Origin of the sequence: Gemmobacter megaterium, from assembly GCF_900156815.1 — a bacterium.
Classification (GTDB): domain Bacteria; phylum Pseudomonadota; class Alphaproteobacteria; order Rhodobacterales; family Rhodobacteraceae; genus Wagnerdoeblera; species Wagnerdoeblera megaterium.
In genome coordinates, this window is sequence record NZ_FTOT01000001.1 from 542,107 (window position 1) to 567,818 (window position 25,712).

Annotated in this window: 21 protein-coding genes; 15 read left to right on the plus strand and 6 right to left on the minus strand. The window is 66.4% G+C overall.

The features are described from left to right. Nucleotides 1-18: 18 nt before the first annotated feature. A complete protein-coding gene (gene purB, locus BW970_RS02520; RefSeq protein ID WP_076528367.1) occupies nucleotides 19-1,323 on the minus strand; it encodes an adenylosuccinate lyase in 1,305 nt (434 codons plus the stop codon). Between the two features lie 168 nt (nucleotides 1,324-1,491). Further along, nucleotides 1,492-2,289, minus strand: a complete 798-nt coding sequence (locus BW970_RS02525; protein WP_076528369.1) for a crotonase/enoyl-CoA hydratase family protein — start codon at nucleotides 2,287-2,289, stop codon at nucleotides 1,492-1,494. A 130-nt stretch (nucleotides 2,290-2,419) separates the two neighbouring features. On the opposite strand from BW970_RS02525, the gene BW970_RS02530 reads away from it, so the two are divergent. Next, entirely contained in the window at nucleotides 2,420-4,351 is a 1,932-nt protein-coding gene (locus BW970_RS02530) for an AsmA family protein (protein WP_076528370.1), read from the plus strand. A gap of 11 nt (nucleotides 4,352-4,362) precedes the next feature. On the opposite strand, the gene hrpB is transcribed toward BW970_RS02530, so the two are convergent. Together hrpB and BW970_RS02540 are read right to left on the minus strand one after the other, a co-directional pair. Continuing rightward, the gene (gene hrpB, locus BW970_RS02535) at nucleotides 4,363-6,810 is read right to left on the minus strand and encodes an ATP-dependent helicase HrpB (RefSeq protein ID WP_076529181.1); all 2,448 of its coding nucleotides are present in this window, start codon (nucleotides 6,808-6,810) and stop codon (nucleotides 4,363-4,365) included. Nucleotides 6,811-7,348: 538 nt separating this feature from the next. Then, on the minus strand, nucleotides 7,349-7,987 hold the full coding sequence (locus BW970_RS02540; protein ID WP_076528372.1) for a hypothetical protein: 639 nt from the start codon (nucleotides 7,985-7,987) through the stop codon (nucleotides 7,349-7,351). Nucleotides 7,988-8,076: 89 nt separating this feature from the next. Between BW970_RS02540 and BW970_RS02545 the strand changes: the two genes are divergently transcribed. Continuing rightward, nucleotides 8,077-8,784: a M48 family metallopeptidase gene (locus BW970_RS02545; RefSeq protein WP_076529183.1), complete on the plus strand. Its 708-nt coding sequence runs from the start codon at nucleotides 8,077-8,079 to the stop codon at nucleotides 8,782-8,784. Between the two features lie 144 nt (nucleotides 8,785-8,928). Here the strand turns inward: BW970_RS02545 and BW970_RS02550 are convergent, their stop codons facing one another. Both BW970_RS02550 and BW970_RS02555 read right to left on the minus strand, forming a co-directional pair. Next, complete coding sequence (locus BW970_RS02550) at nucleotides 8,929-9,789, minus strand: SDR family NAD(P)-dependent oxidoreductase (RefSeq protein ID WP_229740427.1); 861 nt, start codon at nucleotides 9,787-9,789, stop codon at nucleotides 8,929-8,931. Beyond that, nucleotides 9,782-10,978: an acyl-CoA dehydrogenase family protein gene (locus BW970_RS02555; RefSeq protein WP_076528376.1), complete on the minus strand. Its 1,197-nt coding sequence runs from the start codon at nucleotides 10,976-10,978 to the stop codon at nucleotides 9,782-9,784. The genes BW970_RS02550 and BW970_RS02555 overlap by 8 nt, the downstream gene beginning before the upstream one ends. A gap of 240 nt (nucleotides 10,979-11,218) precedes the next feature. On the opposite strand from BW970_RS02555, the gene BW970_RS02560 reads away from it, so the two are divergent. From BW970_RS02560 to BW970_RS02615, 13 genes are all read left to right on the plus strand, one after another. Then, nucleotides 11,219-11,998: an enoyl-CoA hydratase-related protein gene (locus BW970_RS02560; RefSeq protein ID WP_076528378.1), complete on the plus strand. Its 780-nt coding sequence runs from the start codon at nucleotides 11,219-11,221 to the stop codon at nucleotides 11,996-11,998. Nucleotides 11,999-12,000: 2 nt separating this feature from the next. After that, nucleotides 12,001-13,803, plus strand: coding sequence for an acyclic terpene utilization AtuA family protein (locus BW970_RS02565; protein WP_076528380.1), 1,803 nt, complete (start codon nucleotides 12,001-12,003; stop codon nucleotides 13,801-13,803). Next, on the plus strand, nucleotides 13,800-15,281 hold the full coding sequence (locus tag BW970_RS02570; RefSeq protein ID WP_076528381.1) for an acetyl-CoA carboxylase biotin carboxylase subunit: 1,482 nt from the start codon (nucleotides 13,800-13,802) through the stop codon (nucleotides 15,279-15,281). The genes BW970_RS02565 and BW970_RS02570 overlap by 4 nt, the downstream gene beginning before the upstream one ends. Beyond that, on the plus strand, nucleotides 15,281-15,742 hold the full coding sequence (locus tag BW970_RS02575) for an acyl-CoA carboxylase biotin carboxyl carrier protein subunit (protein WP_076528383.1): 462 nt from the start codon (nucleotides 15,281-15,283) through the stop codon (nucleotides 15,740-15,742). The genes BW970_RS02570 and BW970_RS02575 overlap by 1 nt, the downstream gene beginning before the upstream one ends. Continuing rightward, entirely contained in the window at nucleotides 15,739-17,343 is a 1,605-nt protein-coding gene (locus BW970_RS02580; RefSeq protein WP_076528384.1) for an acyl-CoA carboxylase subunit beta, read from the plus strand. The genes BW970_RS02575 and BW970_RS02580 overlap by 4 nt, the downstream gene beginning before the upstream one ends. A gap of 13 nt (nucleotides 17,344-17,356) precedes the next feature. After that, nucleotides 17,357-18,127, plus strand: a complete 771-nt coding sequence (locus tag BW970_RS02585; RefSeq protein WP_076528386.1) for an enoyl-CoA hydratase-related protein — start codon at nucleotides 17,357-17,359, stop codon at nucleotides 18,125-18,127. Beyond that, nucleotides 18,124-18,768, plus strand: coding sequence for a transglutaminase domain-containing protein (locus BW970_RS02590; protein WP_076528388.1), 645 nt, complete (start codon nucleotides 18,124-18,126; stop codon nucleotides 18,766-18,768). The genes BW970_RS02585 and BW970_RS02590 overlap by 4 nt, the downstream gene beginning before the upstream one ends. 147 nt (nucleotides 18,769-18,915) lie before the next feature. Further along, nucleotides 18,916-21,249, plus strand: coding sequence for an ATP-dependent helicase (locus BW970_RS02595; protein WP_229740428.1), 2,334 nt, complete (start codon nucleotides 18,916-18,918; stop codon nucleotides 21,247-21,249). Between the two features lie 49 nt (nucleotides 21,250-21,298). Continuing rightward, entirely contained in the window at nucleotides 21,299-22,057 is a 759-nt protein-coding gene (gene blaOXA / locus BW970_RS02600) for a class D beta-lactamase (protein ID WP_076528393.1), read from the plus strand. Nucleotides 22,058-22,205: 148 nt separating this feature from the next. After that, nucleotides 22,206-23,054 (plus strand): MBL fold metallo-hydrolase, encoded by an 849-nt coding sequence (locus BW970_RS02605; RefSeq protein WP_076529185.1) that lies wholly within the window; start codon nucleotides 22,206-22,208, stop codon nucleotides 23,052-23,054. Nucleotides 23,055-23,237: 183 nt separating this feature from the next. Beyond that, nucleotides 23,238-23,366 carry a hypothetical protein gene (locus BW970_RS21215; protein WP_268235064.1) on the plus strand — a complete coding sequence of 43 codons (129 nt, stop codon included), beginning with the start codon at nucleotides 23,238-23,240 and terminating at the stop codon, nucleotides 23,364-23,366. Between the two features lie 55 nt (nucleotides 23,367-23,421). Further along, entirely contained in the window at nucleotides 23,422-23,778 is a 357-nt protein-coding gene (locus tag BW970_RS02610) for a TfoX/Sxy family DNA transformation protein (protein ID WP_076529187.1), read from the plus strand. A 114-nt stretch (nucleotides 23,779-23,892) separates the two neighbouring features. Beyond that, nucleotides 23,893-25,683, plus strand: a complete 1,791-nt coding sequence (locus BW970_RS02615; RefSeq protein ID WP_076528395.1) for a SulP family inorganic anion transporter — start codon at nucleotides 23,893-23,895, stop codon at nucleotides 25,681-25,683. The last annotated feature ends 29 nt before the right edge of the window (nucleotides 25,684-25,712 follow it).

Below are 25,712 nucleotides of genomic sequence, written 5' to 3' on the forward strand. Positions count from 1 at the left end.
CACGGATGCGTGATGCGCTCAGCTGCCAAAAACGCGGGCAAAGATCGTATCGACATGCTTGGTGTGATAGCCAAGGTCGAATTTCTCCTCGATCTCGGCCGGGCTCAGCGCCGCGGTCACTTCGGGGTCGGCCAGCAGTTCGGTCTTGAAATCGGCCCCCGTCTCCCAGACCTTCATGGCATTGCGCTGCACCAACCTGTAGCTGTCCTCGCGCGAGACACCGGCCTGGGTCAGCGCCAGAAGCACACGCTGCGACATGACCAGGCCCTTGAACTTGTTCATGTTCTTCAGCATCGTTTCTGGGTAGATCACCAGCTTTTCCACCACACCGGCCAGACGGTTCAGCGCGAAGTCCAGCGTGATCGTAGTGTCCGGGCCGATCGCACGCTCTACCGAGGAATGCGAGATATCGCGTTCGTGCCACAGCGCCACATTCTCCAGCGCCGGAATGACCGACATGCGCACCAGCCGCGCAAGGCCGGTCAGGTTTTCGGTCAGCACCGGGTTGCGCTTGTGCGGCATTGCCGAGGAGCCCTTTTGGCCGGGGCTGAAATATTCCTCGGCTTCCAGCACTTCGGTGCGCTGCATGTGGCGGATCTCGATGGCGATATTCTCGATGCTGCTGGCGATCACCCCCAGCGTGGCAAAGAACATGGCATGTCGGTCGCGCGGGATCACCTGGGTGGAAATCGTCTCGGGTTCCAGCCCCAGCTTGTCGCAGACATAGGCCTCGACCTGAGGGTCGATGTTGGCAAAGGTTCCCACGGCACCGGAAATCGCGCCGGTGCGGATTTCCTCGCGCGCGGCTTCGAGCCGTTTGCGCCCTCGCGCCATCTCGGCGTAAAAGCGGGCAAAGGTCAGGCCCATGGTCGTCGGTTCGGCGTGAATGCCGTGCGACCGCCCGATCCGCACGGTGTCCTTGTGCTCCAACGCGCGCGCCTTCAGCGCGGCCAGCACCCGGTCCATTCCGGCCAGCAGAATATCCGAGGCGCGCACAAGCTGGATGTTCAGCGTGGTGTCCAGCACATCCGAACTTGTCATGCCCTGATGCACGAACCGCGCCTCGTCGGCGCCGACATGTTCGGCCAGATGGGTCAGAAAGGCGATGACGTCATGCTTGGTCACGGCCTCGATCTCGTCGATGCGGGCGACGTCGAACTCCACATCCTTCGCGCGCCAGACCGCTTCGGCATTGGCCTTCGGGATCACGCCAAGTGCGGCCTGCGCGTCGCAGGCATGGGCTTCGATCTCGAACCAGATGCGGAACTTCGTCTCGGGCGACCAGATGGCAACCATCTCGGGGCGGGAATAGCGGGGGATCATGGCGGGCCTCTCCGGCAACAGCGGCAATCGCCGCCCCCTTAGCCGCCCATGGCCAGCAGGGCAAGCGGCGTGGGGGAAAAAGCGGCCCTGCCGTTGCTGTGATCCGGCTATCCCTGGGCAGGAATGGCCCAGCATGGGCCAGAGGGGGCATCTGCCCCCGGCTTATCCCTAGCCGGTGAATTTCGGCGCGCGGTTCTGCATGCCGGCCGTCACGGCCTCGATCTGGTTCGGACTTGCGATCAGATCGGCCTGCAAGGCCGCCTCGATCGACAGCCCTTCGCCGGGTGCAAGCGTCCAGGTCTCTTCCACCAGCCGCTTGCCCGCCCGCAACACATCGGGGGAGAGTTGGGCAAACCGTGCCGCCATCGCGCGCGCCTCGGCCAGCGGATCCTCGGCCAATCGGGTAATCAGCCCCAGCGCCAGCGCCTCGGGGGCATCGAGGACACGGGCCGACAGGATCAGTTCCTTGGCCAGATCGGCCCGCATCAGGCGCGGCAGGCTTTGGGTCAGGCCCATGTCCGGGATCAGCCCCCAGCGCGCCTCCATGATCGACAGTTTCGCATCCGGGGCGGCGATGCGGAAATCGGCCCCCAACGCCAGTTGCAGCCCGGCGCCAAAGGCCACCCCGTGCACGGCCGCGATCACCGGCACCCCCAGTTCGGCCCAGACCGTCACCGGGCGCTGAAAGCGGTTCGGCTGCCCGCGCGCCGGGGCCAGCATCTCGGCTTTGACAGTGGCCAGGGACTGCGCCATGCGCAGGAATTCGGCGGTGTCGATGCCCGCACAGAACGCGGCCCCCGCGCCATGCAGGATCACCGCGCGCAGGCCGGTCGCGCCTTTCAGGCTGTCCCCGGCCGCTGCCAGCGCGTCGAACAGGCCCATGTCCAGCGCGTTGCGCTTGTCCGGGCGGTTCAACATGATCTCGGCCAACGGGCCGTTGCGGGTGATCGTCAGTCGCGGGTCCATGGCACACTCCCTTGTCCGGCCAAAGGTGGGCCATAGGCGGGGCGCCGCGCAAGCAGAACGTCGCGGCAGCGCCCCGCGTTGAGCCAGAGCGCCGCGCAGGGTAAACTCGGCCCATTGCCGGAGGATTGCAATGCGTTGGATCGTACGAATTTTGTCGGGTATTGTCATGCTGCTGCTGATCGTGGCGGCAACACTCTTTCTGATCCCGACCGAAGAGGTCGCACGGATCGCCGCGCGCCAGGTGCAGGCCACCACCAACCGCGCCTTGACCATCGAAGGGCCGGTCAAGGCCAGTTTCTGGCCCGGTATCGCGGTTGAGACCAGCCCTGTGCGGCTGGCCAACGCCGAATGGGCAGGCGAGGCCCCGATGATCGAGGCGGAATCGCTGCGCATTTCGCTGGATGCGGCGTCGCTGCTGCGTGGCGATATCCGCATCACCGGGCTGGAGCTGCAGGCACCGCGCCTGAGGCTGGAGCGCCACAAGGATGGCCGCGCGAACTGGGATCTGGTGCCTGCCACATCTGACGCGGCGGGCGATGCACCGGCGGCGCGGCGCGGCATCTTGCTGTCCGAGGCGCGTATCACGGATGGTGAGTTGAGCTTTGCCGACGGGGTCAGCGGCGCGCGCTACGATCTTGTGCATGTCGGGGCGGTGCTGCGGCTGCCCGACCTTGCGGGACCGGCGCATCTTGCACTGACGGGCCAGGTCCGGGGGCAACGGGTTGCGGTCGATCTGTCGGCCAGTCCGGCGGCGGCTTTGCTGTCTGGGGACATGGTCACGGCAAAGATCAACCTGGCGGCGGGCCGCAACGCGCTGGGGTTCGAGGGCAGTTTCGGCCATACGCCGCTGAAGGCGGACGGCGCCCTGCATCTGGACGCCGCAGACCATGCGGCGTTGGCGGCCGTGCTGGGCCTGCCGGTGCCCGAGGTGCCGCCGGGTTTCGGCGCGCGCCAGGCCACGCTGGATGGCCGTGCGGTGCTGTCGCCGGATTTGCGGCTGGTGTTGCGCGATGGTCTGCTGATCCTGGACGACAACCGGCTGCGGGTGAATGCCGATGTGCAGACCGCTGGCCTTCGTCCCAGCGTGGCGGCCACGCTGACCGCCGAAACGGCGCTGGTCGTGCCTTTGGCCGCAGGGCATGGCGGGGCAGGTGACGGGCAGGGCAGCGCGGGCGGTGGCTGGTCGAAGGCCCCCATCGACCTTTCGCCCCTGAAGGCCCTGAATGCCGACATCACCTTTGCCGCCCCCGCCGTGACAGCCGGACCATTCCGCCTTGGCACATTGCGCGGCAGGCTTGCGCTGACGGACGGGCGGGCCGTCGTCACGCTGTCGGAGCTTGCGGCCTATGACGGGCGGGTCAGCGGAACGGTGATCGCCAATTCTGCCGGTCGTGGATCGGCACGGGCGGATCTGGTGGTCGAAGACCTTGCCTTGCAGCCGCTGCTGCGTGATGCGGCGGGCAGCGACCGGCTGCTGGCCTCGGTCAACGGCACCGTTTCGGTGATATCCTCCACCGCATCGGTCCATGACATGATGCACCGCCTGCAAGGCGAGGGGCGCTTTTCCATGGGCAAGGGAGAGCTGCGCGGGCTGGATCTGCTTGGCATGTTGCGCACGCTTGATGCAGGATATGTCGGCGAGGGCCAGAAGACGATATTCGACAGCGTATCCACCGGATTTTCCATTGCCGACGGGGTGTTGCGCGCCGACGACCTGACGCTGAGCGCGCCCTATCTGCGCGTTGCGGGAACCGGGACCGTCGGGATCGGCAGCCAGATCCTGGATTACCGGCTGGTGCCCGTCGCCTTGCAGAATACTGACGGGACGGGCGGGCTGAGCGTGCCGCTGAAAATCACCGGGCCATGGGCTGCGCCCCGGTTCCAGCTTGATACGGGCGCATTGGCCAAACCGAAACTCGATGCCGAGCGGGCCCGTGCAGAGCGCCGACTGGCCGAGCGGCTGGGCGCGGATGCCGAAAACGGCGAGACACTGGAAGACGCGGCCAAGCGCAAGCTGGAGACCGAACTGCGCCGGGGCCTGGGCAAGTTGTTCGGCAACTAGCCTGGCGCGGGTCAGGTGCCGCGCGGTTTGGCGCGCAGCGTGGGATCGGCCTGCAACGGGTCTTCGGGCCAGGGATGACGAGGATAGCGGCCGCGCATGTCCTTGCGCACATCGGTATAGCTGCCCTGCCAGAACCCCGGCAGATCCGACGTCACCGCAATGGGCTTGCCGCCTGGTGACAGCAGCGACAGCTTCAGCGGCGTGCGGCCCGGTCCGACAACAGGATGCGTGGCCTGCCCGAACAGCTCTTGCAGGCGCAGTTCCACCTGTGGCGTATCCCCGTCGTAGTCGATCGGAATGCGACGCCCCAGCGGGGTGGTGAAATGCGAGGGGTAAAGCGCGTCGAGCCGTGCGCAGACTTCCCAGCCCAGATACAGCCTGAACGGCTCCAGCAGATCAAGCGCCCGCAGGTCGGCACGGGTGCGCACCGATGGCAGGGCGGGCATCAGCCAGTCGGCCGCCGCCTCAAGCAGGCTGGCATCATCAGCGGGGGGGACGTCCTCGCCGGCCTCGGCGGCGGAAAGCGCACGTTTGCGCAGCCGGGCCGCGGCCCCGTTGAACGGCAGGCCATTGCCCTGTCGCACCTCGTCCCGCAGGCCTTCCAGTGCCGCGGCGGCCATCGCTTCGGGCGGCGGGTCGGGCCAGATGCGGTCCTCAAGGACAAGCGCGCCCAGACGTTCCTGCCGCCGCGCAACAATGCGTCCCTCGCGCCGCGACCAGTCGCAGATCTCGAGCCATGCGATGCGGTCGGCACATAGCGCACGCAGATCGCCTTCGGTCAGTGCCACGGCCTGGCGGATGCCGGCCTCGCGCGCGTCGCCATCCAGATCGGTTGCGACCAGCAACCGGGCCCCGGCCAGCGGCGTGCCCGGTGCCATGGTCGCGCCTTTTCCGCCCGACAGAACCCATCGCGGTGCCTCGCCCTTGCGGCGCAATCCGATGCGGTCGGGATAGGCCATGGCAGCCATCGCGCCGGGGCTGAGGGCAGGGCGGTCGGGTGCCATGCGGGCCAGGCGCCTGCCCTCGGCCCGGATGCGTTCCAAGGCATCGCGATTCACCGCCCAAGGATGCCGATCCGCGTAGGAGGATATATTTTCAAGGGCTTGCAGTCGCAAGCTCAGGTCCGGCGGCGCCCCGATCAGCGGATCGCGGTCCGCCATCAGCGCCGCAAGCGGCGCCGCGGCGCGGCCCGCGCCCAGCAACATATGGGCAAGTCGGGGATGCAGCGGCAGCGCCGCCATGGCCCGACCGTGGTCCGTGATCCGGCCCTGGTGCAGCGCGCCCAGATTGGTCAGCAAGGCCCGTGCCTCGGCCAGGGCGCCCGCAGGGGGCGGTGTCAGAAAGGCCAACCCCTCGTCCGAGCCCCAAAGCGCAAGATCCAACGCAAGACCGGCCAGATCTGCGGTGGCAATTTCGGGCGGTGGAAAGGCGGGCAGGGCGCCCTCTTCGGCCTTGGCCCACAGACGATAGCAGATGCCGGGGGCCACGCGACCGGCCCGTCCACGGCGCTGCTCCGCCTCGGCCCGGCTGACCCGTTCCGTGACCAGCCGCGACATGCCGGACCCCGGATCGAACCGTGCACGGCGAGCACGCCCCGCATCGACCACCACCCGGATATCGGGAATGGTCAGGGAGGTTTCGGCAATCGACGTGGCCAGAACCACCTTGCGCAGGCCCCGAGATGGCGCAAGCGCCGCACGCTGGGCGCGAAAATCCATTGCACCGTAAAGAGGTTGCACGTCACAGCTCACAAGCGGGCCAAGCTGCGCCGCGACACGCCGGATCTCGCCCTCGCCAGGCAAGAAGACCAGAACACCGCCGTCGGTTTCCGCAATCGCCTGCTGCACCAGTGCCGCGACCTCGCGTTCAAGCCGCGCAGCTGCGGGCAATGGACGCGGCAACCAGCGGGTTTCCACGGGAAAGGCCCGGCCATCCGAGGTGATCAACGGGGCATCCCCCATCAGCGCAGCGACCGGCCCGGCATCCAGCGTTGCCGACATCACCAGCACCCACAGATCCGGCCGAAGCGCGGCACGCGCCTCCAGCACCAAGGCAAGGCCCAGATCGGCATTCAGGCTGCGTTCGTGAAATTCATCGAAGATGACGGCACTTACGCCGGAAAGCTCCGGGTCGGACTGAATCATCCGGGTCAGGATGCCTTCGGTCACAACCTCGATCCGTGTCTGGGAGGAGACCCTGGACTCGCCGCGGATCCGGTAGCCGACGCGCTGGCCGACAGCTTCGCCCAGCGTCTGTGCCATGCGTTCGGCAGCCGCGCGGGCCGCCAGTCGGCGCGGCTCCAGCATCAGGATGCGTCCCTGGACATCCGGCAGCAGCGCCAGCGGCACCCGAGTTGTCTTGCCGGCACCCGGTGGCGCCTGCAACACCGCGCGGCCCTGACGGCGCAGGGCCTGGCCAAGGTCGTGAAGGCAATCGTCAATCGGCAGACTGTCGTTCAGCATGATGCGGTTATGGCGTGGTCGATCGAAAACCGCCATAGCCCAGAACAGACCGCGCCACGGTCGGATTTCGGCTTCCACAGGTCATTTATTAACATAATACCGATTATGCGAATCCAATTTACCCATTTCTGCACACCCACAGGATTCCGCCCCAGCTTTGGCATTTTGCGGCCTTGCGGTGTTTTTGTGCCCTGCGGGCCTGGAAACATGCTACAGCCCCTTTGGCAGCACTTCGCTGCCACAGGAGCGCCCATGCAGATGTTTTCTCGAAAGCCTCCGTTTGACTTGGCCGAGTTTCTTGCCAAGCCAGCCACACCCGCAGAGATCAAACGCGCCGCAGATGCCCGCCGCAGGCATGTCCAGTACATGCAGCGGCTTGAAGATGCCCGCGAAAGGAGCAGCGCAAAGTCGCAAAGATAGCAAGCGCCCGGCGCGGCTTGTGGCGGAACCGGTCAGCGATCTGTTCCGCCGCGCACGCCTGCAAGACTGGCCTGAGCCGCCGTGGCACAATATGCCTGCCAGCCGGAATCTTGTGTCATTCGCCGGACATTCGGGCGAACAGGCGCAGCGCATGGGCCGGGTCGCGTGACGCCGCGGGCATGACCGGATCATAGGCCGCCCTGATCACGGCGCCGATCTGCGGGCCAAGCACGGCATCGCTCTGCTCGGTCCGGACCAGAACGCCCTGTGCAAGGGCATCATCGCCCCACAGGCAGATCAACCGCACCGCCTGATCCAGTGCCAGCACCTCGGCGGACACCTCTGCAAGGGCTGCATCGACGCGGATGAACACAAAGACAGCGCGGATCGCCCCATGTTCGTCAAAGCGGAACATGCGGTACTGGTTCGCCTCTTGCGCCTCCAGCCGGGTCACAAGCGATGCCAGCCCGTCGACCAGCCGATCAAGGTTCGGCACCTGCACAAGTTCGGACCAGTCGCGGCAGAAGAACATCATCAGATTCGCGCCAAGCTCTGGGTCGTGATCCGCGATCTGATGACCGGCCAAGGCCACGACCGCCTCGATGGCGCCCTTGAAGACGGCCAGCGTGGCCTCTTCGACCCCGAAAATTACCGGCACTATGGGGCGGCCCCACCGTGCAAACACATACCCTTCGGGCCGGGTGAACAACGCCTCGACCGTTGCGGGGCTGGCTGGGGCGGATGGTTGGCACATGACGGTCTCCTTTGGGATGTTTCAACCGCGAGTGCCGCGCCGATGCAAGCGGGTTTGACTTGGCGCCGCCCTGCCCCCATCTTCCCCGCATGATCAAACTCGCCCCCCTTCTGCTTGCTGTCGGCTATGCGGTCGCGCTGTATCTGTTTTCGGCCTGGCGCACCAAGCGGGTGCTGGACCAGCAATCGACCCCCCTGCGCGACCCGGAGCTGGAACGTTTGACCGGCCAAATGGCGCAGGCGCTGGATCTGCCACAGGTACCCGTGTCGATTTTCGAGATCGAGCCGATCAACGGGCTTGCGGCGCCCGATGGCCGCATCTTCCTGACGCGGGGATTCTATCAGAAATACCGTCGCGGCGAGGTCACGGCCGAAGAGCTGGCCAGTGTCATTGCGCATGAGCTTGGCCACGTGGCGCTTGGCCATACCAGGCGGCGCATGATCGACTTTTCCGGGCAGAATGCCGTGTTCGTGTCGCTTGTCGCCTTGTTCCTGCGGGCGATTCCGGTCGTCGGTCCGCTGCTGGCGGTCTGGCTGGCGAACTTCATCACCTCGATTCTGGCGGCCCGGCTGTCGCGGCGCGACGAATACGAAGCCGATGCCTGGGCCTCTGCCCTGCTGATGAAGGCCGGAATCGGCACGGCACCGCAAAAGTCGCTGTTCCGCAAACTGGATGCCCTGACAGGGTCACGGCTGGCCGGGGCCCCCGCCTGGCTGCTGAGCCACCCCAAAACCGCCGAACGCATCGCGGCGATCGAGGCGAACGAGGCCCGCTGGACCTCTGCCGGTACGGAATAGTTCGGGGGCGAAAGCCGCATTGTGCGTCGGCGCCCCGGCGGGCGAATGCGCCGGGGCGGGCGCACCTTCGGTGTGACAGGGATCATGCCGTCAGCGAAGCGGAGGTCGCCCCCTGACACCCATGCCCGGCAGGTTCCGGCCCGGTCAGCCGGGTTGGAACCAGTCCGGCCGCCCGGTTGTCCAGGTTTCCCCCCACAACTGGCTGCCGCCTGCGACGTTTATGGTCTCGCCCGTCACATAGCCGCCCGACGTTCCGCCGACCCAGATCACCGATTCCGCGATGTCCCAGGTCGTGCCCGCCCGCATCATCGGGTTGGATCTGGCATAGGTCGCCCGTGCCTCGGGTGCATAGACCCGCCAGCCAGGGGTTTCGATGGCACCCGGTGCGATGCAGTTGACCCGGATCCCCAGGGGCGCCCATTCGACCGCCACCGCCCGGCTGACCCCGATCACGCCCGAGCGCGCGGCAATGGTATGCGCCACGCCATACAGGCCATGTTCGACCACCACCACGATATTGACAATGCTGCCGGGGCGCGACGTATCCCGCCAGTGCCGGGCGGCGGCCTGCATCATGTGCCAGGTGCCGTTCAAGTTGTTGTCGATGACGGCATTCCAGCCCTTGGCCGAAAAGTCGATGGCCGCCTGTGGAAATTGCCCGCCTGCGGAGTTGACCAGCAGGTCGATTCCCCCCGCCTCTGTCACCGGCCCGGCGAACAGGTCTGCCACCGTTTCGGGCTTGCGGATGTCAACGACATGGCCCTGCACCTGTAGCCCGGCGGCGGTCATGGCCTGAACCGCGCTGTCCAGCTTGCCCGCATCGCGCCCGGTCAGGATCAGCTCTGCCCCGCAGCGTCCGGCCAGCCAGGCCACCGCCCGGCCGATGCCGCCTGCCCCGCCCGACACCAGCACCCGCTTGCCCGCCAGCGCATCGGCGGCAAAGACCGTAGGATGCACGGCCAGCGCCGCATCATCCAGCCCCAGCTTCATCGGGTCGTCAGTCACGCGCCATTCCCCGCAGCAGCTCTCCGGCGATGATCATCTTGCGCACCTCGGTCGTGCCTGCCCCGATCTCCAGCAGCTTGATGGAGCGGTACAGGCGGTTGATCTCCGCCTCCCAGATATAGCCCGATCCGCCATGCACCTGCACCGCCAGATCCAGCACCTTGTGCAGTTCGTTGGCCACGAACATCACGGCCGAGGCGGTCAGCATGTGGATGTATCCGCGTCCGCCGCCGCCCTGTTCCAGCGGGCCGGCCTCGGCCAGCACGCGATAGGTATAGGCGCGCATCGCCTCGACCGAGGTGTACATGTCCGCCAGATGTGACTGCACCATCTGAAAGCTGCCGATCGGCTTGCCGAACTGCTTGCGCGTCTTGGCAAAGTCCACCGACAGATCCAGCGCGCGTTCCGCGATGCCCAGACAGATCGGCGTGATCATGGCGCGTTCCAGATCCAGCCCGCTCATCACCACGGCGACACCGCGGTTTTCACCACCTACCAGGTTCTCGGCCGGAACACGGCAGTTGTCGAACACCAGCTCTCCCGTGGTGCTGCCGCGAAAGCCCATCTTGACCAGCTTCTGCGCCACGGAAAATCCCGGCATCCCCTTTTCCACGATAAAGGCGGAAATGCCGTGGGCGCCCGCCTCCTTGTCGGTCTTGGCATAGACCAGCAGCACATCGGCCACCGGGCCGTTGGTGATATACAGCTTCTGCCCGTTCAGAATGTAGTCGTCCCCGTCCCGCCGCGCCGTGGTGCGCATGGATCCCAGCGCGTCGGATCCGGCCCCCGGCTCGGTCAGGCCAAGCGCGCCGACCGTCTTGCCCGCGCACAGATCCGGCAGGTACTTGCGCCGCTGCGCCTCTGTGCCGTTGCGATAGATGTTGTTGGCGCACAGGTTGTCATGCGCCACCCAGGACAGTGCCAGCGCGTGGTTCCAGCGCGCCATCGCCTGCAAGGTCAGGCCCGAAGACAGCAGATCCATCCCCGTGCCGCCGAATTCCTCCGGGATGGTGCCGCCGAACATGCCCATCTCGCCGATACGGGCAAAGATGTGGTCGGGCCACCATTCCTCGGCATCCATGCGTTCGGCCAGCGGATACAGCTCTGCCTTTGAAAAGCGGTCGACCTGATCCAGCAGCGCCTGCTGGTCGGGGGTCAGGGCGAAAAGGTTGGTCTCGGTCCCGGTCATCGTCGCATGTCCTCCCTTCACCGCACGGGCGGTGTTATTGAACTTGGCTCATCTGTACCATCCGGGGCTTACCCAGGTCAATCGCTGCACTTGCAACGAAACCCCACGTCATTTGCTGGTTTCATTGTGCTTTCGCAGCATTTCTGGTAGAGGGTCGGCAGTCGGTTGACAGGTTATTGAATGTTGCTCATTTATAGTCGGAACGATGCGCGGCACCGACTCGCCCGCAGGGAGGATCGCATGACCACAGTCGAAACCGTCCGCGAGGGCGCGGTGCTGACCATCCGCATCAACCGCCCCGAACTGCGCAATGCGCTGAACGAAGCCGTGGCGCTGGGTATCGAAGCCGCGCTGGATGCAGGCGAATCCGATCCCGGCATCCGTGCCGTGGTGTTGACCGGCGCGGGGGACAAGGCATTCTGCGCCGGGGGCGACCTGCGGCCCGCCGCCGACGGCACCCCCTTTGCCATCGACGCGGCCGACCCCCGGCATTACGTCGCGCGCCTGCTGCGGCGGATGGATGCCTGCCGCCTGCCGCTGATCGCCAGGGTCAACGGCCATGCGCTGGCGGGCGGCATGGGGTTGGTCTGCGCCTGTGACATGGCCGTGATGGTGGACAGCGCCCTGATCGGTGTGACCGAGGTGCGGGTGGGCCTGTTCCCGGCGATGATCCTGCCGTTCCTGCTGCGCGTCGTGCCCCCCCGCCGCATGATGGAACTGTGCCTGACCGGAGAGCCGGTGACAGGCGCCGAGGCTGCGGCCGAGGGCTGGGTCAACTATGCCGTGCCCGCCGATCAGCTTGATGCGAAACTGGACTGGCTGCTGGGCCGGATCACCGACAAGTCGCCCACCGGCATCCGGCTGGGCAAGCAGGGCCTGCGCAAGGTGCGCGAAATGGCCACCGATCCGGCGCTGGAATATGCCCAGTTCCTGCTGGCCAACATGGCCCGGACCGAGGATGCGCGCGAAGGCTTTGCCGCCTTTGCCGAAAAGCGCAAACCCGACTGGACGGGGCGCTGAGCATGGGCCGCATCGTTCGCATCGGCTGCGGGGCAGGCTTCTGGGGCGATACCCCCGAAGGCCCGGCGCAACTCGTTCGCTCCGGCGGGATCGACTATCTGGTGATGGACTATCTGGCCGAGATCACCATGTCGATCCTGGCCCGGATGAAGGCCCGCGACCCGGCCGCAGGCTATGCGACCGATTTCGTCTCGCTGGTCATGCGCCCGCTGGCGGCCGAGATCGCGGCGGGAAAGATCCGCGTTGTGACCAATGCGGGCGGGGTTAACCCCGGCGCCTGCCGCGATGCGCTGGTCACGCTGTTTGCCGAGTTGGGCCTGCCGTTGAAGGTGGCGCTGGTCGAAGGCGATGATCTGTCCCCCCGGATCGAGGAGATGCGCCCCGGCGTGACCGAAATGTTCACCGGCGCCGCCCTGCCCGGCAAACTGGCCAGCGTCAACGCCTATCTGGGGGCCTTTCCCGTTGCGCAGGCACTGGCGCGCGGGGCGGATGTGGTGATCACCGGGCGCTGCGTGGATTCCGCGCTGGTGCTTGGGCCGCTGATCCATGAATTCGGCTGGGGCCCGCAGGATTTCGACCAACTTTCGGGCGGGTCGCTGGCCGGACATGTCATCGAATGCGGCACGCAATGCACCGGCGGCATTGTCACCGACTGGCGCGCGGTGCCGGGCTGGGACAACATGGGCTTTCCCATTGCGCTCTGCGCCGCCGATGGCAGTTTCGAGATTGTCAAACCTGACGGGACCGGCGGCCTGATCAGCCCTGCGACCATCGCCGAACAGGTGGTCTACGAGGTGGGCGACCCCGGCGCCTATGTCCTGCCTGATGTCACCTGCGACTGGCGCGATGTGTCGATCGTTGCGACAGGCGACAACCGCGTGCGGGTCAGCGGCGCCCGTGGCCGCGCGCCGACCGGCACACTCAAGGTATCGGCCACCTATGGCGATGGCTGGCGCAGTTCCATCACCATGATGATCGCGGGGCGCGAGGCCGTGGCACGGGCCGAGGCGGTGGCCGCCGCCATTCTGAGCCGCACCTCACGGCTGATCGCCGAGGCGGGGCTGCCCGGCTTCAGCGAAACCTCGGTCGAGGTTCTGGGGGCGGAGTCCGTTTATGGCGCACAGTCGCAGGCCCGGTCCACCCGCGAGGTGGTGTTGAAGATCGCCGTGCGCAGCCCCTCCAAAGACGCGCTGGAGATCTTCGGGCGCGAGATCTTTCCCGCCGCCACCGCCATGGCGCAAAGCCTGACGGGATTTGCCGGCGGGCGCCCGAAACCGCAGCCCGTGGTGCGGCTGTTCAGCTTTCTGGCCGACAAGGCGCAGGTGGTCCCGGTGGTGCAGGACGCCGGCGGGCAATGCGCCGTGCCCTTTGCTGTCTTGCCCGCACCTGCGCCCTGCCCCGCCGCCCCCATCGACGCGCCGCCGCTGTCGGGCCCCACCGTGCCGCTGATCGCGCTGGCGCATGGCCGCTCGGGCGACAAGGGCGACATGGCGAATATCGGCATCATCGCCCGCGATCCCGCCTTTGTGCCTGCGATCCTGTCGGGGGTCACGCCGGAACGGGTGGGCGCATGGTTCGCCCATTATGCCCCGACGCGGGTGGAACGGTTCGGCTGGCCGGGGCTGCCGGGGCTGAACCTGTTGTTGCATGGGGTGCTGGGCGGCGGCGGCGTTGCCTCGTTGCGGCATGATCCGCAAGGCAAGGCACTGGCACAGGTACTGCTGGATCTGCCGGTGGCCGTGCCCGCCGACTGGCTGGCCCCCGGCGGCCCCCTGGAGACCTGGGCAAAGGAGGCCCGCACATGACCCGCAAGATCACCAAGGTGCTGATCGCCAACCGGGGCGAGATCGCGGCCCGCATCATCCGCACGCTGGACCGGCTGGGCATTGCCTCTGTCGCGGTTCATCACGCCGCAGAGGCGCGCGCCGCCCATGTCCGCATGGCTGGGCAGGCGGTGGAACTTGTCGGCGCCACCCCCGTGGCCGCCCATCTGGACGCCGGGCAGATCATCGCCGCCGCACAGGCGGCGGGCGCGGATGCCATTCACCCCGGCTATGGCTTTCTGTCGGAAAACGCCCGCTTTGCCCGCGCGGTCGAAGATGCGGGGCTTGTGTTCATCGGTCCGTCGGCGGATGTGATCGACCTGATGGGCGACAAGATTTCCGCCCGGACCTTCGCGGAACGGCAGGGGGTTCCGGTTGCCCCCTCTGTCATGCCGACCGAGGATCTGGATACCTTTGCCCGTGAGGCCGAACAGATCGGCTTTCCGCTGCTGATCAAGGCGGCGGCTGGGGGCGGCGGCAAGGGCATGTCCATCGTGCGGTCGGCCGCAGAAATGCGCGAAGCGGCCCGCATCGCCTCGGGCGAGGCGCTGCGCTATTTCGGCGATGGCCGGGTCTATGCCGAACTGTTCGTCGAAAACCCCCGCCACATCGAGGTGCAGGTGCTGGGCGACGGCGCGGGGAATGCCATCCATCTGTGGGAACGCGAATGTTCCGTCCAGCGCCGGTTCCAGAAGATCATCGAGGAGGCGCCGGCCGCCAACCTGCCCGCCGCCCTGCGGGATGCCATCTGCGACTCGGCCGTTCGGCTGGCATCGGCGGCGAACTATCGCAATGCGGGCACGGTGGAATATATCCTGGGGGCCGACGGGCGGTTCTTCTTTCTGGAAATGAACACCCGGCTACAGGTGGAACATCCTGTCACCGAGGAAATCACCGGGCTGGATCTGGTGGAAACGCAACTGGCCATCGCCGAAGGGCGCGGATTGCCGATGGCGCAGGCCGATGTGCCGCTGTCGGGCCATGCCATCGAATGCCGGATCTGCGCCGAAGATCCCGAGAACGGCTTTCTGCCCGAAACCGGGCGCATCCTGCGGCTGGACGTGCCGCAGGCCGAGTGGCTGCGGTTCGAAAACGCGCTGGACACCGGGCAAAGGGTGACATCGGACTTTGACCCGATGCTGGCCAAGCTGGTGGTGCGGGGCGACGACCGCGCACAGGCGATCGGGCGGTCCATTGCGGCGCTGCGGGATCTGGCCTTGCTGGGGGTGGGCACGAACATCGACTATCTGGCCCGCGTGCTGGATCATCCGGCCTTTCGCACCGGCGATCTGTCCACCGGATTCGTGGCCACCCACGCCGCCGATCTGGCCGAACCCGCGCCGGACCCGGCGACACTGGACCAGGTGCTGATCGCTGCGGCGCTGGCCGATCACCACTTTGCCGCGCTGATCGACAGCGTGCCCGAACTGCACGCCCGCATGGGACAGTGGAGGAACTGATGGCCGTCAAATTCACTCTTGGCCCCGCAACGCACGAAATCGCTGTGCTGGCCCGCCACCCGCTGACCCTGTCGGTGGACGGACGCATCCATCTTGTGGAACGTGCCGCCCCCGGCCCGGTTCTGGCCGGGGATGACAGCGAAACCATGGTCCGCCTGCATGGCCGCACCTATCGCCTGCGCCGGATCGACCCGCGCGCCGAGGCGGCGGGCACCGGGGCGGCAGAGGATGAACTGCGCGCGCCCATGCCCGGCGCCGTGGTCTCGGTCCATGCCACCCCCGGAGAGGCGGTGACCGCAGGCCAGACTCTCGTGACCATCGAAAGCATGAAGTTGCAGACCGCGCTTCAGGCACCGCGTGACGGGGTGCTGGCCGAAATCGCCTATGCCGAAGGCGCCACATTCGAGAAAGACGCCGTGATCGCCCGGCTGGAAACACTGCCCAAAGGGGAACCGGCATGAGAAAGATCGTCTCGCGCCTCAACAGCTCGTCGCCCGAATACCACCGCTATGCCGCGCACAACCGCGCGCTGGTGGCCGAGTTCCGCGCCCGCCAGCAGGCCGCGCGCCACGACCGCCCGGCCCGCGATCTGGACCGGCTGGCCCGGCAGGGCAAGATGCACCCGCGCGCGCGCATCGAAAAGCTGCTCGATCCCGGAACGCCGTTTCTGGAGCTGTCCTCGCTGGCGGCCAATATGGCGTATGATGGCGAAAGCCCCTCGGCCAGTTGCATCGTCGGTATCGGCGTGGTTTCGGGGCGCGAGGTGATCATCCGCGCCGATGATCCGACCGTGAAGGGCGGCGCCTGGTATCCGCTGACGATCAAAAAGATCGTGCGCGCGCTGGATATCGCTGTCGAGAACCGTATGCCGATGATCCATCTGTGCGACAGCGCGGGCGGCAACCTGACACTGCAATCCGACCTGTTCCCCGACAAGCACATGGCAGGGCGCATCTTCCGCAACCAGTCGCTTCTGTCGAAGATGGGGGTCAAGCAGTTGTCGCTGGTCTTTGGCCATTGCACGGCAGGCGGGGCCTATATTCCGGCACTGTCGGATTATTCGGTGATCGTACAGGGCACAGGCGCGGTGTTTCTGGGCGGCCCGCCCCTGGTCAAGGCCGCAACCGGAGAGATCGTCAGCACCGAGGATCTGGGGGGCGCGCGGATGCATACCTCGGTGTCGGGCACCTGCGACTATCCGGCGGCGACCGAGGACGAGGCCATCCTGATCGGCCGCGAGATCGTGGCGCAATGGGAACATCCGCAGAAATGGGCCATCCAGCGCGAGACACCCGAGCCACCCGCCTACGACCCGGACGAGCTGTACGGAATCATCCCCGACAATATCAAGACCGCCTTTGACATGCGCGAGGTGATCGCCCGGATCGTCGATGGCAGCCGCTTTCACGAATACCAGCCGAACTATGGCACCACGCTGGTCTGTGGTTTTGCCAATATCTGGGGCTACAAGGTGGGCATCCTGGGCAACAACGGGGTATTGTTCAACGATTCCAGCCTCAAGGGCGCGCATTTCATCGAACTGTGCAACCAGAACAATACCCCGCTGATTTTCCTGCAAAACATCACCGGCTACATGATCGGGCAAGAATATGAACGGCGCGGCATCACCAAGGATGGTGCCAAGATGATCATGGCGCAAAGCTGTTCGCATGTGCCGAAATTCACCGTCATGGTGAACGGCAGCTTTGGTGCCGGGAATTATGGCATGTGCGGCCGTGCCTTTGATGCGCGGTTCCTGTTCGCCTGGCCCAACCACCAGATCGGCGTGATGGGGGGCGATCAGGCCGCCAACACGCTGATGGAGGTCAAGGCCAATCAGATGAAACGTGCCGGCCATGTCGATCAGGCCGAACTCGACACGCTGTGGCACACCACGCGCGACGCCTATCAGGATCAGCTCTCGGCCTATTATTCCACCTCGCAGATCTGGGACGATGGGCTGATCGACCCGGTGGATACCCGCAATGCCCTTGGCATTTCCATCTCGGCAGCCTTGAATGCACCTCCGGGGCCGCAGGGCTATGGCGTGTTCCGCTTCTGAGGGAGGATCACAGATGACATGGGACGATGTACGGCTGGAAATCGCGGACGGGATCGCCCGCATCACCGTGACCCGCGCCGACAAGCTGAACGCCATGCGCGACCAGACGGCGGACGAACTGCTGGCCGCGATCCGGGGCGCCGAACAGGGTGGCGCACGGGCCATCCTGCTGACCGGCGAGGGACGGGCCTTTGGCGCAGGCTATGACCTGTCCACGCTCGACCCCGGCGCGGTGCCCGATCTGGCCCGCGTGCTGGAAGATCATTTCAACCCGGTCGTGCGGGCGATGCGCAGCTCCCCCCTGCCGATCGTGGCGGCGGTGAACGGCGCCTGTGCCGGGGCCTCGGTCGGTCTGGCGCTGGCGGCGGATATCGTCATCGCCGCCCGGTCGGCCTTTTTCTATGAACCCTTCGTGGGTATCGCCCTGGTGCCCGATGCGGGCAACACCCTGTTCCTGCCCCGCATGGCGGGCCGCATCCGCGCCTCGGCCGCGATGCTGCTGGGCGACCGGATCACGGCAGAGCAGGCGGAACGCTGGGGCCTGGTCTGGCAGGTGGTCGAGCCAGAGGCCCTGCTGCCCGAGGCGATGGCGATCTGTGCCCGGCTGGCCGAACGCGCGCCCTCGGCGCTGGCCATGACCAAGCAACTGATCGCCCGCGCCTCGGACCCCGATCTGGAGCCGATGCTGAATATGGAGCGCGACCTGCAAGGGGCCGCGGGGCGCAGCCCGGACATGCGGGCGGCGGTGGACAAGTTCTTTGCCGCGCGCAAGGCCAGGGAATGACCGCCCCCACCCTGCGCCCCACGCGCTTTATCGACAGCGACCATCCCGCGATCCGCGCCTTTGCCGCGACCCATGCCGGTAGGGGCACCGCCCGCGACAAGGCGGTGGCGCTTGCGGCGGCGGTGCGCGATGCGGTGCCCTACGATCTCTATGCCTTTCAGGTCGCACCAGAGCCGCTGGTCGCATCTGCCGTTCTGGCGGCCCCATCGGCCTATTGTGTGCCCAAGGCCGTGCTGCTGGCGGCGGTGGCCCGTGCCGCTGGTATTCCGTCGCGCATCGGCTTTGCCGATGTCCGCAATCACCTTACCTCGCCCCGGTTCCAGGCGATGATGGACGAGCCGGATTTCCGTTGGCACGCCTATACCGCGTTGCAGATCGACGGGCGGTGGCTCAAGGCGACACCGGCCTTTGACCGGGCGATGTGCGACAAGCGGGGGGTGGCGGTGCTGACCTTTGATGGCACGCAGGATTCGATTTTCCAGCCCTTTGATGCGCAGGGCCGCAAATCCATGGAATATATCGCCTTTCACGGCGAATTCGACGACCTGCCCTATGACCGCTTCGCGTCCGAGATGCGCCGCATCTACCCGCGCCTGCTGGCCAATGTGGCGAATGTCCGGGCCGAACGCGCTGGGCCCTAGCCCGGCCTTGACCCGGCCGGGCGCTGATCGGTCCCCTGGGCGGCGGGGCAGGCGCTTTCCCGTCCGCAGAACGCGAACATAGCACGAACAGTGCTTTCCCCTGCCGACAAAGGCGCTATATTGGCGGCCATGACCCCGGACCAAGACATGCCCGCCGCCCAGATCCCCCTTAGTCAGCGCGCCATGGCGGCGCGCCCTGCCCCCTATATGGACGGGCTGAACCCCGCGCAGCGACAGGCGGTCGAGGCGCTGGACGGCCCTGTCCTGATGCTGGCCGGGGCCGGCACCGGCAAGACCAAGGCGCTGACCACGCGCATCGCGCATCTGCTGTCGATCGGAAAGGCCCGCCCCAACGAAATTCTCGCCGTCACCTTTACCAACAAGGCCGCACGCGAGATGAAGGACCGTGTCGCCCGCCTGCTGGGTCAGACGGTCGAAGGTATGCCCTGGATGGGCACGTTCCACTCCATCGGGGTCAAGCTGCTGCGCCGCCATGCCGAACTGGTGGGGCTGAAATCCAACTTTACCATCCTGGATACCGACGACCAGATCCGCCTGATGAAACAGGTGATCTCGGCCGCGAACATCGACGAGAAACGCTGGCCCGCCCGGCAGCTTGCCGGGTTGATCGACCATTGGAAGAACCGTGCTTGGACGCCCCAGCAGGTGCCCAGTTCCGAAGCCTCGCATTTCAACAATCGCGGGACCGAGCTGTACGCCGCCTATCAGGACCGCCTGCGCACGCTGAACGCGGTGGATTTCGGCGACCTGCTGCTGCACTGCGTGACGATCTTTCAGCGCCACCCGGATGTGCTGGCCCAATATCAGCGGTGGTTCCGCTATATCCTGGTGGACGAATATCAGGACACCAACGTCGCGCAATATCTGTGGCTGCGCCTCTTGGCCCAGACCCATCGCAACATCTGCTGCGTGGGCGACGACGACCAGTCGATCTATGGCTGGCGCGGGGCCGAGGTGGGCAACATCCTGCGGTTCGAAAAGGATTTTCCCGGCGCGGTCGTGGTCCGGCTGGAACAGAACTACCGCTCCACCCCGCATATCCTTGCCGCCGCCTCCGGCGTCATCGCCGGAAACGAGGGGCGGCTGGGCAAGACGCTGTGGACCGATCTGGAAAGCGGCGAGAAAGTGCGCCTAATCGGCCATTGGGACGGCGAAGAAGAAGCCCGCTGGATCGGCGAGGAAATCGAGGCGCTGGCGCGTGGTGGCCGTGGGCTGGACCCGGTTTCCCCGAACGGCATGGCGATCCTGGTGCGCGCCGCGCATCAGATGCGCGCCTTCGAGGATCGCTTTCTGACCATCGGCCTGCCGTATCGCGTGATCGGTGGTCCGCGATTCTATGAACGGCAGGAAATCCGCGATGCCATGGCCTATTTCCGGCTGGTGGTCAGCCTGGAGGATGACCTTGCCTTTGAACGCATCGTCAACCTGCCCAAGCGCGGGCTGGGTGACAAGGCGCAAGGCGACATCCAGCGCAGCGCCCGCGCCATCGGGGCCAGCCTGCTGGATGGGGCTGCGGCGCTGCTGGCGCAGGGCGGCATCGGCGGGCGCGGGGCGGGGGCCTTGCGCGGGTTTCTAGACGGTATAGCCCGCTGGCATGTGGTGGCCTCGCAGCCCGGCTATGACCATATCCGCCTGGCGGAAACCATCCTGGACGAGTCGGGCTATACCGCCATGTGGCAGGCCGACAAGACGCCCGAGGCGCCGGGGCGGCTGGAAAACCTAAAGGAACTGCTCAAGGCGCTGGAACAGTTCGATACCTTGCAGGGCTTTCTGGAACATGTCGCCCTGATCATGGACAACGAAACCGAAGAGGCCGCCGAAAAAGTCACCATCATGACCCTTCACGCCGCCAAGGGCCTGGAATACCCGGTCGTGTTCCTGCCCGGCTGGGAAGACGGGCTGTTCCCCAGCCAGCGCAGCATGGACGAATCCGGTGTGAAGGGATTGGAGGAAGAACGCCGCCTCGCCTATGTCGGCATCACCCGCGCCGAGGAGCTGTGCACGATTTCCTTTGCCGCCAATCGCCGCGTGTATGGCCAGTGGCAATCGCAACTGCCCAGCCGTTTCATCGACGAACTGCCCGCCGAACATGTCGAGGTTCTGACGCCGCCGGGCCTGTATGGCGGGGCGTTCGGCGCGGCGGCGGCGGGGGTTTCCGGTGTGGAATCGCGGGCGGTGCGGGCCGATGTCTACAACTCCCCCGGCTGGCAGCGGATGCAGGCCCGCCAGCCCCAGCGCAGCATGTCCACGCCATCCGAAGCGCGCAATCTGGTGATCGACGCACAGGCCGTTCCGGCGCATGAGATCGGCGCGCGGGTGTTCCATCAGAAATTCGGCTATGGCACCGTGACCGGCGCCGAAGGCGGCAAGCTGACGGTGGCGTTCGACAAGGCCGGGTTGAAACATGTGATGGCCTCTTATGTCGTCGCAGCGGGACAGGCCGATGATGTTCCGTTCTAGGCCGCTGTGGCGCGGGTTGGTTTGTCTGGCCTTGTCACTGTGGCCGGCGATGGCGCGGGCCGATGCGCCCGCCATCTGCACGCTGATCACCGATATCGACACTGGCACCACGCTGCTGGAGCAAGGCGACTGCGACAGCCGCGCGACCCCTGCCTCGACCTTCAAGGTTCCGCTGGCCTTGATCGGCTATGCCGAAGGGCTGTTGACCGACGCCGATACGCCGGTGATGCGCTGGCGCGAGGGCGACCCCGACTGGGGCGGTGCTGCCTGGCGGCGCGACACCGGCCCGGCCGAGTGGATGCGCCATTCGGTTGTCTGGTATTCGCAGCGGCTTGCCCATGACCTGGGCGCCCGGCGGCTGACGGAGCACGCGCGCGCGCTTGGCTATGGCAACGCCGATTTCTCGGGCGATCCGGGGCAGAACAACGGGCTGGACCGGGCGTGGATTTCATCGTCGCTGCGCATATCGCCCCGCGAACAGGCCCGCTTCATGACACGGCTGGTCACGGGCGCCCTGCCCCATGGCCCCGATGCCATCGGCAAGACGCTGGCGTTGCTGGACCCGATCATGGCAGGCGGCTGGACGGTGCGCGGCAAGACCGGCAGCGCCTATCCCCGCCGTGCGGATGGCCGGTTCGACTATGCCCGCGGCTGGGGCTGGTTCGTCGGCTGGGCCGAACGGGACGGGCAGCGCCTTGCGCTTGTTCGGCTGACCCAGGCAACCCAGCGCAGCAAGACGCCACGCGGCATCGCCACACGGGACGGGCTGCTGGCCGAGATTCCCGCGCTGATCGACGCGGCGCGCTGACCCCGGCGCCTGCCCGTTCTTGCGGCACAGGCGCAGGCGGCGCTCTCACCTTGCCGTGAGGGGGCGGCGCGGGGACTGACAGGGGGGAATTCTGCGGTATCCTTCCCCCCTGACGACCCGTGACGCCGAGGCCGCCATGTTCCACCGTCTGATTCCCCATGCCGTCGTCGCCCTTGTGCTGGGGGCCTTGCCCCTTGCCGCACAAGAGCGGATCCCCAGCCACTGCATCGGATTGGCCGAAGCGCCGGGGCTGGAGGTGGTCTACAAGGCAGGCTTTGGCGATCCCTTGGGGCCGAACCGGGTACGGATCTCGTTCCTCTATCACGCGATGTTCCTGATCGAGACGCCCGGCGGCCTGTCCGCTGTCACCGATTACACTGGGCATATCGGTGGCGGAGACCATGTGCCGACCGTGGTCACGATGAACAATTCCCACAGCACGCACTGGACGCCGAACCCCGACCCCCGCATTCCCCATGTGCTTGAGGGCTGGGGCACCGCCGATTTCCCGACCGAGCATGACGTGGAACTGGGCGAGATGCGCGTGCGCAACGTGCATACCGATGCGCGCGGCGGCTGGGAGGGCGGGATCCGGCGCAACGGCAACTCGATCTTCGTGTTCGAAGCCGCCGGGCTGTGCATCGGCCATCTGGGCCATCTGCACCACGAACCCGATGCCGCGCAATATGCGGCCATCGGGCGGCTGGATGTCGTGATGGTGCCGGTTGACGGCGGCTATACGATGAACGTCGCCACGATGATGAAGGTGATCTCGCGCCTGCGATCCTCGGTCGTGCTGCCGATGCACTGGTTTTCCGGCCGCTCGCTGGACATCTTCCTAGAGGGGATGAAGGACGAATTCGACATAGTTGAACTGGATCAGAACAGCATCGAACTGGGCCTGCACGATCTGCCGCGCCGCCCGACGATCATCGTGCTGGCCCCGGAACTGCTGCGGGGCACGACCGCCCCGCCCCGCCGCCCCACGCAGCCGTGAGACAATGCCGCATCTGTGTGACAGATTTGTGCCATTCCGGAAACGGATAGTCCGGTTTTCGTGACCTCACTCGCAGGTGACTTGCGTAAATTTTGCGCTAAACTTAGACGACGGCCACCATCGTAATCCGGGCGACCGGGGCGCGATGATCACGCGCAACACAGGCATCGCAGGACCCATCAGATGACCCCCCAGACGCCCCAGCAGGGCAGCCAGACCCCGGCACCGCAGCAACAGCAAGGCACCCCCGCCCGGCCCACGCAGCAGCAGGGTGGCCAGACGACGCGCTTCACCGACTGGGCGTCGATCTGACAGCCGAAACCGGCCCTTGTCGTCAGTGGCGATGCGCGGCATTCTGCGCCTCGCCATGACCGGAACGCCCCTGACCAGCATCAACAGCATCGGCCCTGCCACCGCCACCGCGATGCAGCGCGCCGGTATCCCCGACGCCGAAACCCTGCGCGCGCTGGGGGCGGACGTCGCCTATTGCAAGCTGCTGGACAGCGGCGAAAAGCCTCATTTCATCTGGTATTACGTGCTGGTGATGGCCTTGCAAGGCCGCCCCTGGAACGATTGCAAGGGCGCCGAGAAAATCGCCCTGCGTGCAAGATTCGACCAGATCGTCGCCGAGGCAAAGGCCGCCCGGCTGACCCGCACCGACCTGCTGCATCCCGACCTGGAATCGGCGCTCGACCTGCTGGGCGTGGTCCCGCGATCGGCCTGAGAACGGGCCGCCGCCCAACAGGACACCGGCGGGGCCGGTAAAATACACATTCAATACTTGCAATATATCGGCTGGCGCGCATATACAGTCGGCTCGACAGGACGGAGTTCCCGGATGCGCCGCTATTTCCCGATCCTCGACTGGGGCCGCAGCTATACGCGGGACACCCTGATCAGTGACCTGATCGCCGCGCTGATCGTGACGATCATGCTGATCCCGCAATCGCTGGCCTATGCGCTGCTGGCCGGGCTGCCGCCGGAAATCGGTCTTTACGCCTCGATTGCGCCGCTGGTGATCTATGCGGTTTTCGGCACCTCGCGCGCGCTGGCCGTCGGCCCGGTTGCCGTGGTCTCGCTGATGACCGCGGCCTCGGTCGGGCAACTGGCGCAGCACGGCACGCCGGAGTATCTGGGGGCCGCCATCGCCATGGCCTTTCTGTCCGGCCTGATGCTGCTGGCCATGGGGGTGCTGCGGCTGGGGTTCATCGCCAATTTCCTGTCGCATCCGGTGATTTCCGGCTTCATCACCGCCTCGGGTCTGCTGATCGCGGCCGGACAGGTGCCGCATCTGCTGGGTATCCGCGCCGAAGGGCATACGTTGATCGAGACGCTGGGCGCGATCGTTGGCGCGCTGGGAACGCTGAATCCTGTCACCATGGCGCTGGCGCTGCCCACTCTGGCCTTTCTGTTCTGGTCGCGCAGCCGGTTGAAGCCGTTTCTCAAGGCCCGCGGGCTGGCGGATCTGCCTGCCAATATCATTGCCCGCGCTGCCCCTGTGGTGGCAGTGGCGGCCACCACCCTGGCCACCTGGGGGTTGGATCTCGCCGGGCAAGGCGTGTCCATCGTGGGGGATGTGCCCAAGGGTCTGCCGATGCCCACCCTGCCCCCGTTCGATCTGACGCTCTGGGCCCAGATCGCGGTGCCTGCGCTGCTGATCTCCATCGTCGGCTATGTCGAAACCGTCTCGGTCGCCTCGACGCTGGCGGCCAAGCGACGCCAGCGCATCGACCCGGATCAGGAACTGATCGCGCTTGGCGCCTCGAACATCGGGGCGGCGGTTTCGGGCGGCTTTCCTGTCACCGGCGGATTTGCCCGTTCGGTCGTCAACTTCGACGCCGGGGCGGAAACCCCTGCGGCGGGCGCCTATACCGCCATCGGCATGGCGCTGGCCACCGTGTTCCTGACGCCGCTGTTGTTCTTTCTGCCCAAGGCGACCCTGGCCGCCACCATCATCGTTGCCGTGCTGTCGCTGGTCGATCTGGGCGCATTGAAGCGCACCTGGACCTATGACCGCGCCGATTTTGCGGCCATGGCCGTTACCATCCTCGTGACCCTGGGAATCGGGGTCGAGGCCGGGATCACCGCAGGCGTCCTGCTGTCGCTGGCGCTGCACCTGTATCGGACGTCGCGTCCGCATGTCGCCATCGTCGGCCAGGTGCCGGGGACCGAGCATTTCCGCAACGTTGACCGGCACGAGGTGGTCACGGCCCCCGATGTGGTGTCGATCCGGGTGGATGAGAGCCTGTATTTCCCCAATGCCCGCTTTCTCGAAGACACGGTGAACGGCTGCGTGGCCAAAACCCCGGCCCTGCGCCATGTGGTGCTGATGTTTCCGGCGGTGAATGCCGTCGATGCCTCGGCGCTGGAAACGCTCGAAGCGATCACAACACGGTTGGCCGAAGCGGGCATCACGCTGCATCTGTCCGAGGTCAAGGGCCCGGTGATGGACCGGCTGGCGCGGTCGCATTTCCTGGATCATCTGACGGGACAGGTGTTTCTGACCCATTGCGATGCCATGCGCGCGCTGGCCCCCGACCTGACCGCCAGCACCCTGGGCGCCACGCGCCGCGACACCCACCGCAACGGCAAACCGGACCGGGGGCTGGACGCCGCCGCCGGGCTGTGAAACGCTGCCCCCGAACCAGGATCTAGGGG

What these genes read in the sequence shown, in the direction of transcription:
- purB (WP_076528367.1), bottom strand. Translation starts at nt 1,323, where the DNA reads ATGATCCCCCGCTATTCCCGCCCCGAGATGGTTGCCATCTGGTCGCCC.
- BW970_RS02525 (WP_076528369.1), bottom strand. Translation starts at nt 2,289, where the DNA reads ATGGACCCGCGACTGACGATCACCCGCAACGGCCCGTTGGCCGAGATC.
- BW970_RS02530 (WP_076528370.1), top strand. Translation starts at nt 2,420, where the DNA reads ATGCGTTGGATCGTACGAATTTTGTCGGGTATTGTCATGCTGCTGCTG.
- BW970_RS02540 (WP_076528372.1), bottom strand. Translation starts at nt 7,987, where the DNA reads ATGTGCCAACCATCCGCCCCAGCCAGCCCCGCAACGGTCGAGGCGTTG.
- BW970_RS02545 (WP_076529183.1), top strand. Translation starts at nt 8,077, where the DNA reads ATGATCAAACTCGCCCCCCTTCTGCTTGCTGTCGGCTATGCGGTCGCG.
- BW970_RS02555 (WP_076528376.1), bottom strand. Translation starts at nt 10,978, where the DNA reads ATGACCGGGACCGAGACCAACCTTTTCGCCCTGACCCCCGACCAGCAG.
- BW970_RS02560 (WP_076528378.1), top strand. Translation starts at nt 11,219, where the DNA reads ATGACCACAGTCGAAACCGTCCGCGAGGGCGCGGTGCTGACCATCCGC.
- BW970_RS02565 (WP_076528380.1), top strand. Translation starts at nt 12,001, where the DNA reads ATGGGCCGCATCGTTCGCATCGGCTGCGGGGCAGGCTTCTGGGGCGAT.
- BW970_RS02570 (WP_076528381.1), top strand. Translation starts at nt 13,800, where the DNA reads ATGACCCGCAAGATCACCAAGGTGCTGATCGCCAACCGGGGCGAGATC.
- BW970_RS02575 (WP_076528383.1), top strand. Translation starts at nt 15,281, where the DNA reads ATGGCCGTCAAATTCACTCTTGGCCCCGCAACGCACGAAATCGCTGTG.
- BW970_RS02580 (WP_076528384.1), top strand. Translation starts at nt 15,739, where the DNA reads ATGAGAAAGATCGTCTCGCGCCTCAACAGCTCGTCGCCCGAATACCAC.
- BW970_RS02585 (WP_076528386.1), top strand. Translation starts at nt 17,357, where the DNA reads ATGACATGGGACGATGTACGGCTGGAAATCGCGGACGGGATCGCCCGC.
- BW970_RS02590 (WP_076528388.1), top strand. Translation starts at nt 18,124, where the DNA reads ATGACCGCCCCCACCCTGCGCCCCACGCGCTTTATCGACAGCGACCAT.
- BW970_RS02595 (WP_229740428.1), top strand. Translation starts at nt 18,916, where the DNA reads ATGCCCGCCGCCCAGATCCCCCTTAGTCAGCGCGCCATGGCGGCGCGC.
- blaOXA (WP_076528393.1), top strand. Translation starts at nt 21,299, where the DNA reads ATGGCGCGGGCCGATGCGCCCGCCATCTGCACGCTGATCACCGATATC.
- BW970_RS21215 (WP_268235064.1), top strand. Translation starts at nt 23,238, where the DNA reads ATGACCCCCCAGACGCCCCAGCAGGGCAGCCAGACCCCGGCACCGCAG.
- BW970_RS02610 (WP_076529187.1), top strand. Translation starts at nt 23,422, where the DNA reads ATGACCGGAACGCCCCTGACCAGCATCAACAGCATCGGCCCTGCCACC.
- BW970_RS02615 (WP_076528395.1), top strand. Translation starts at nt 23,893, where the DNA reads ATGCGCCGCTATTTCCCGATCCTCGACTGGGGCCGCAGCTATACGCGG.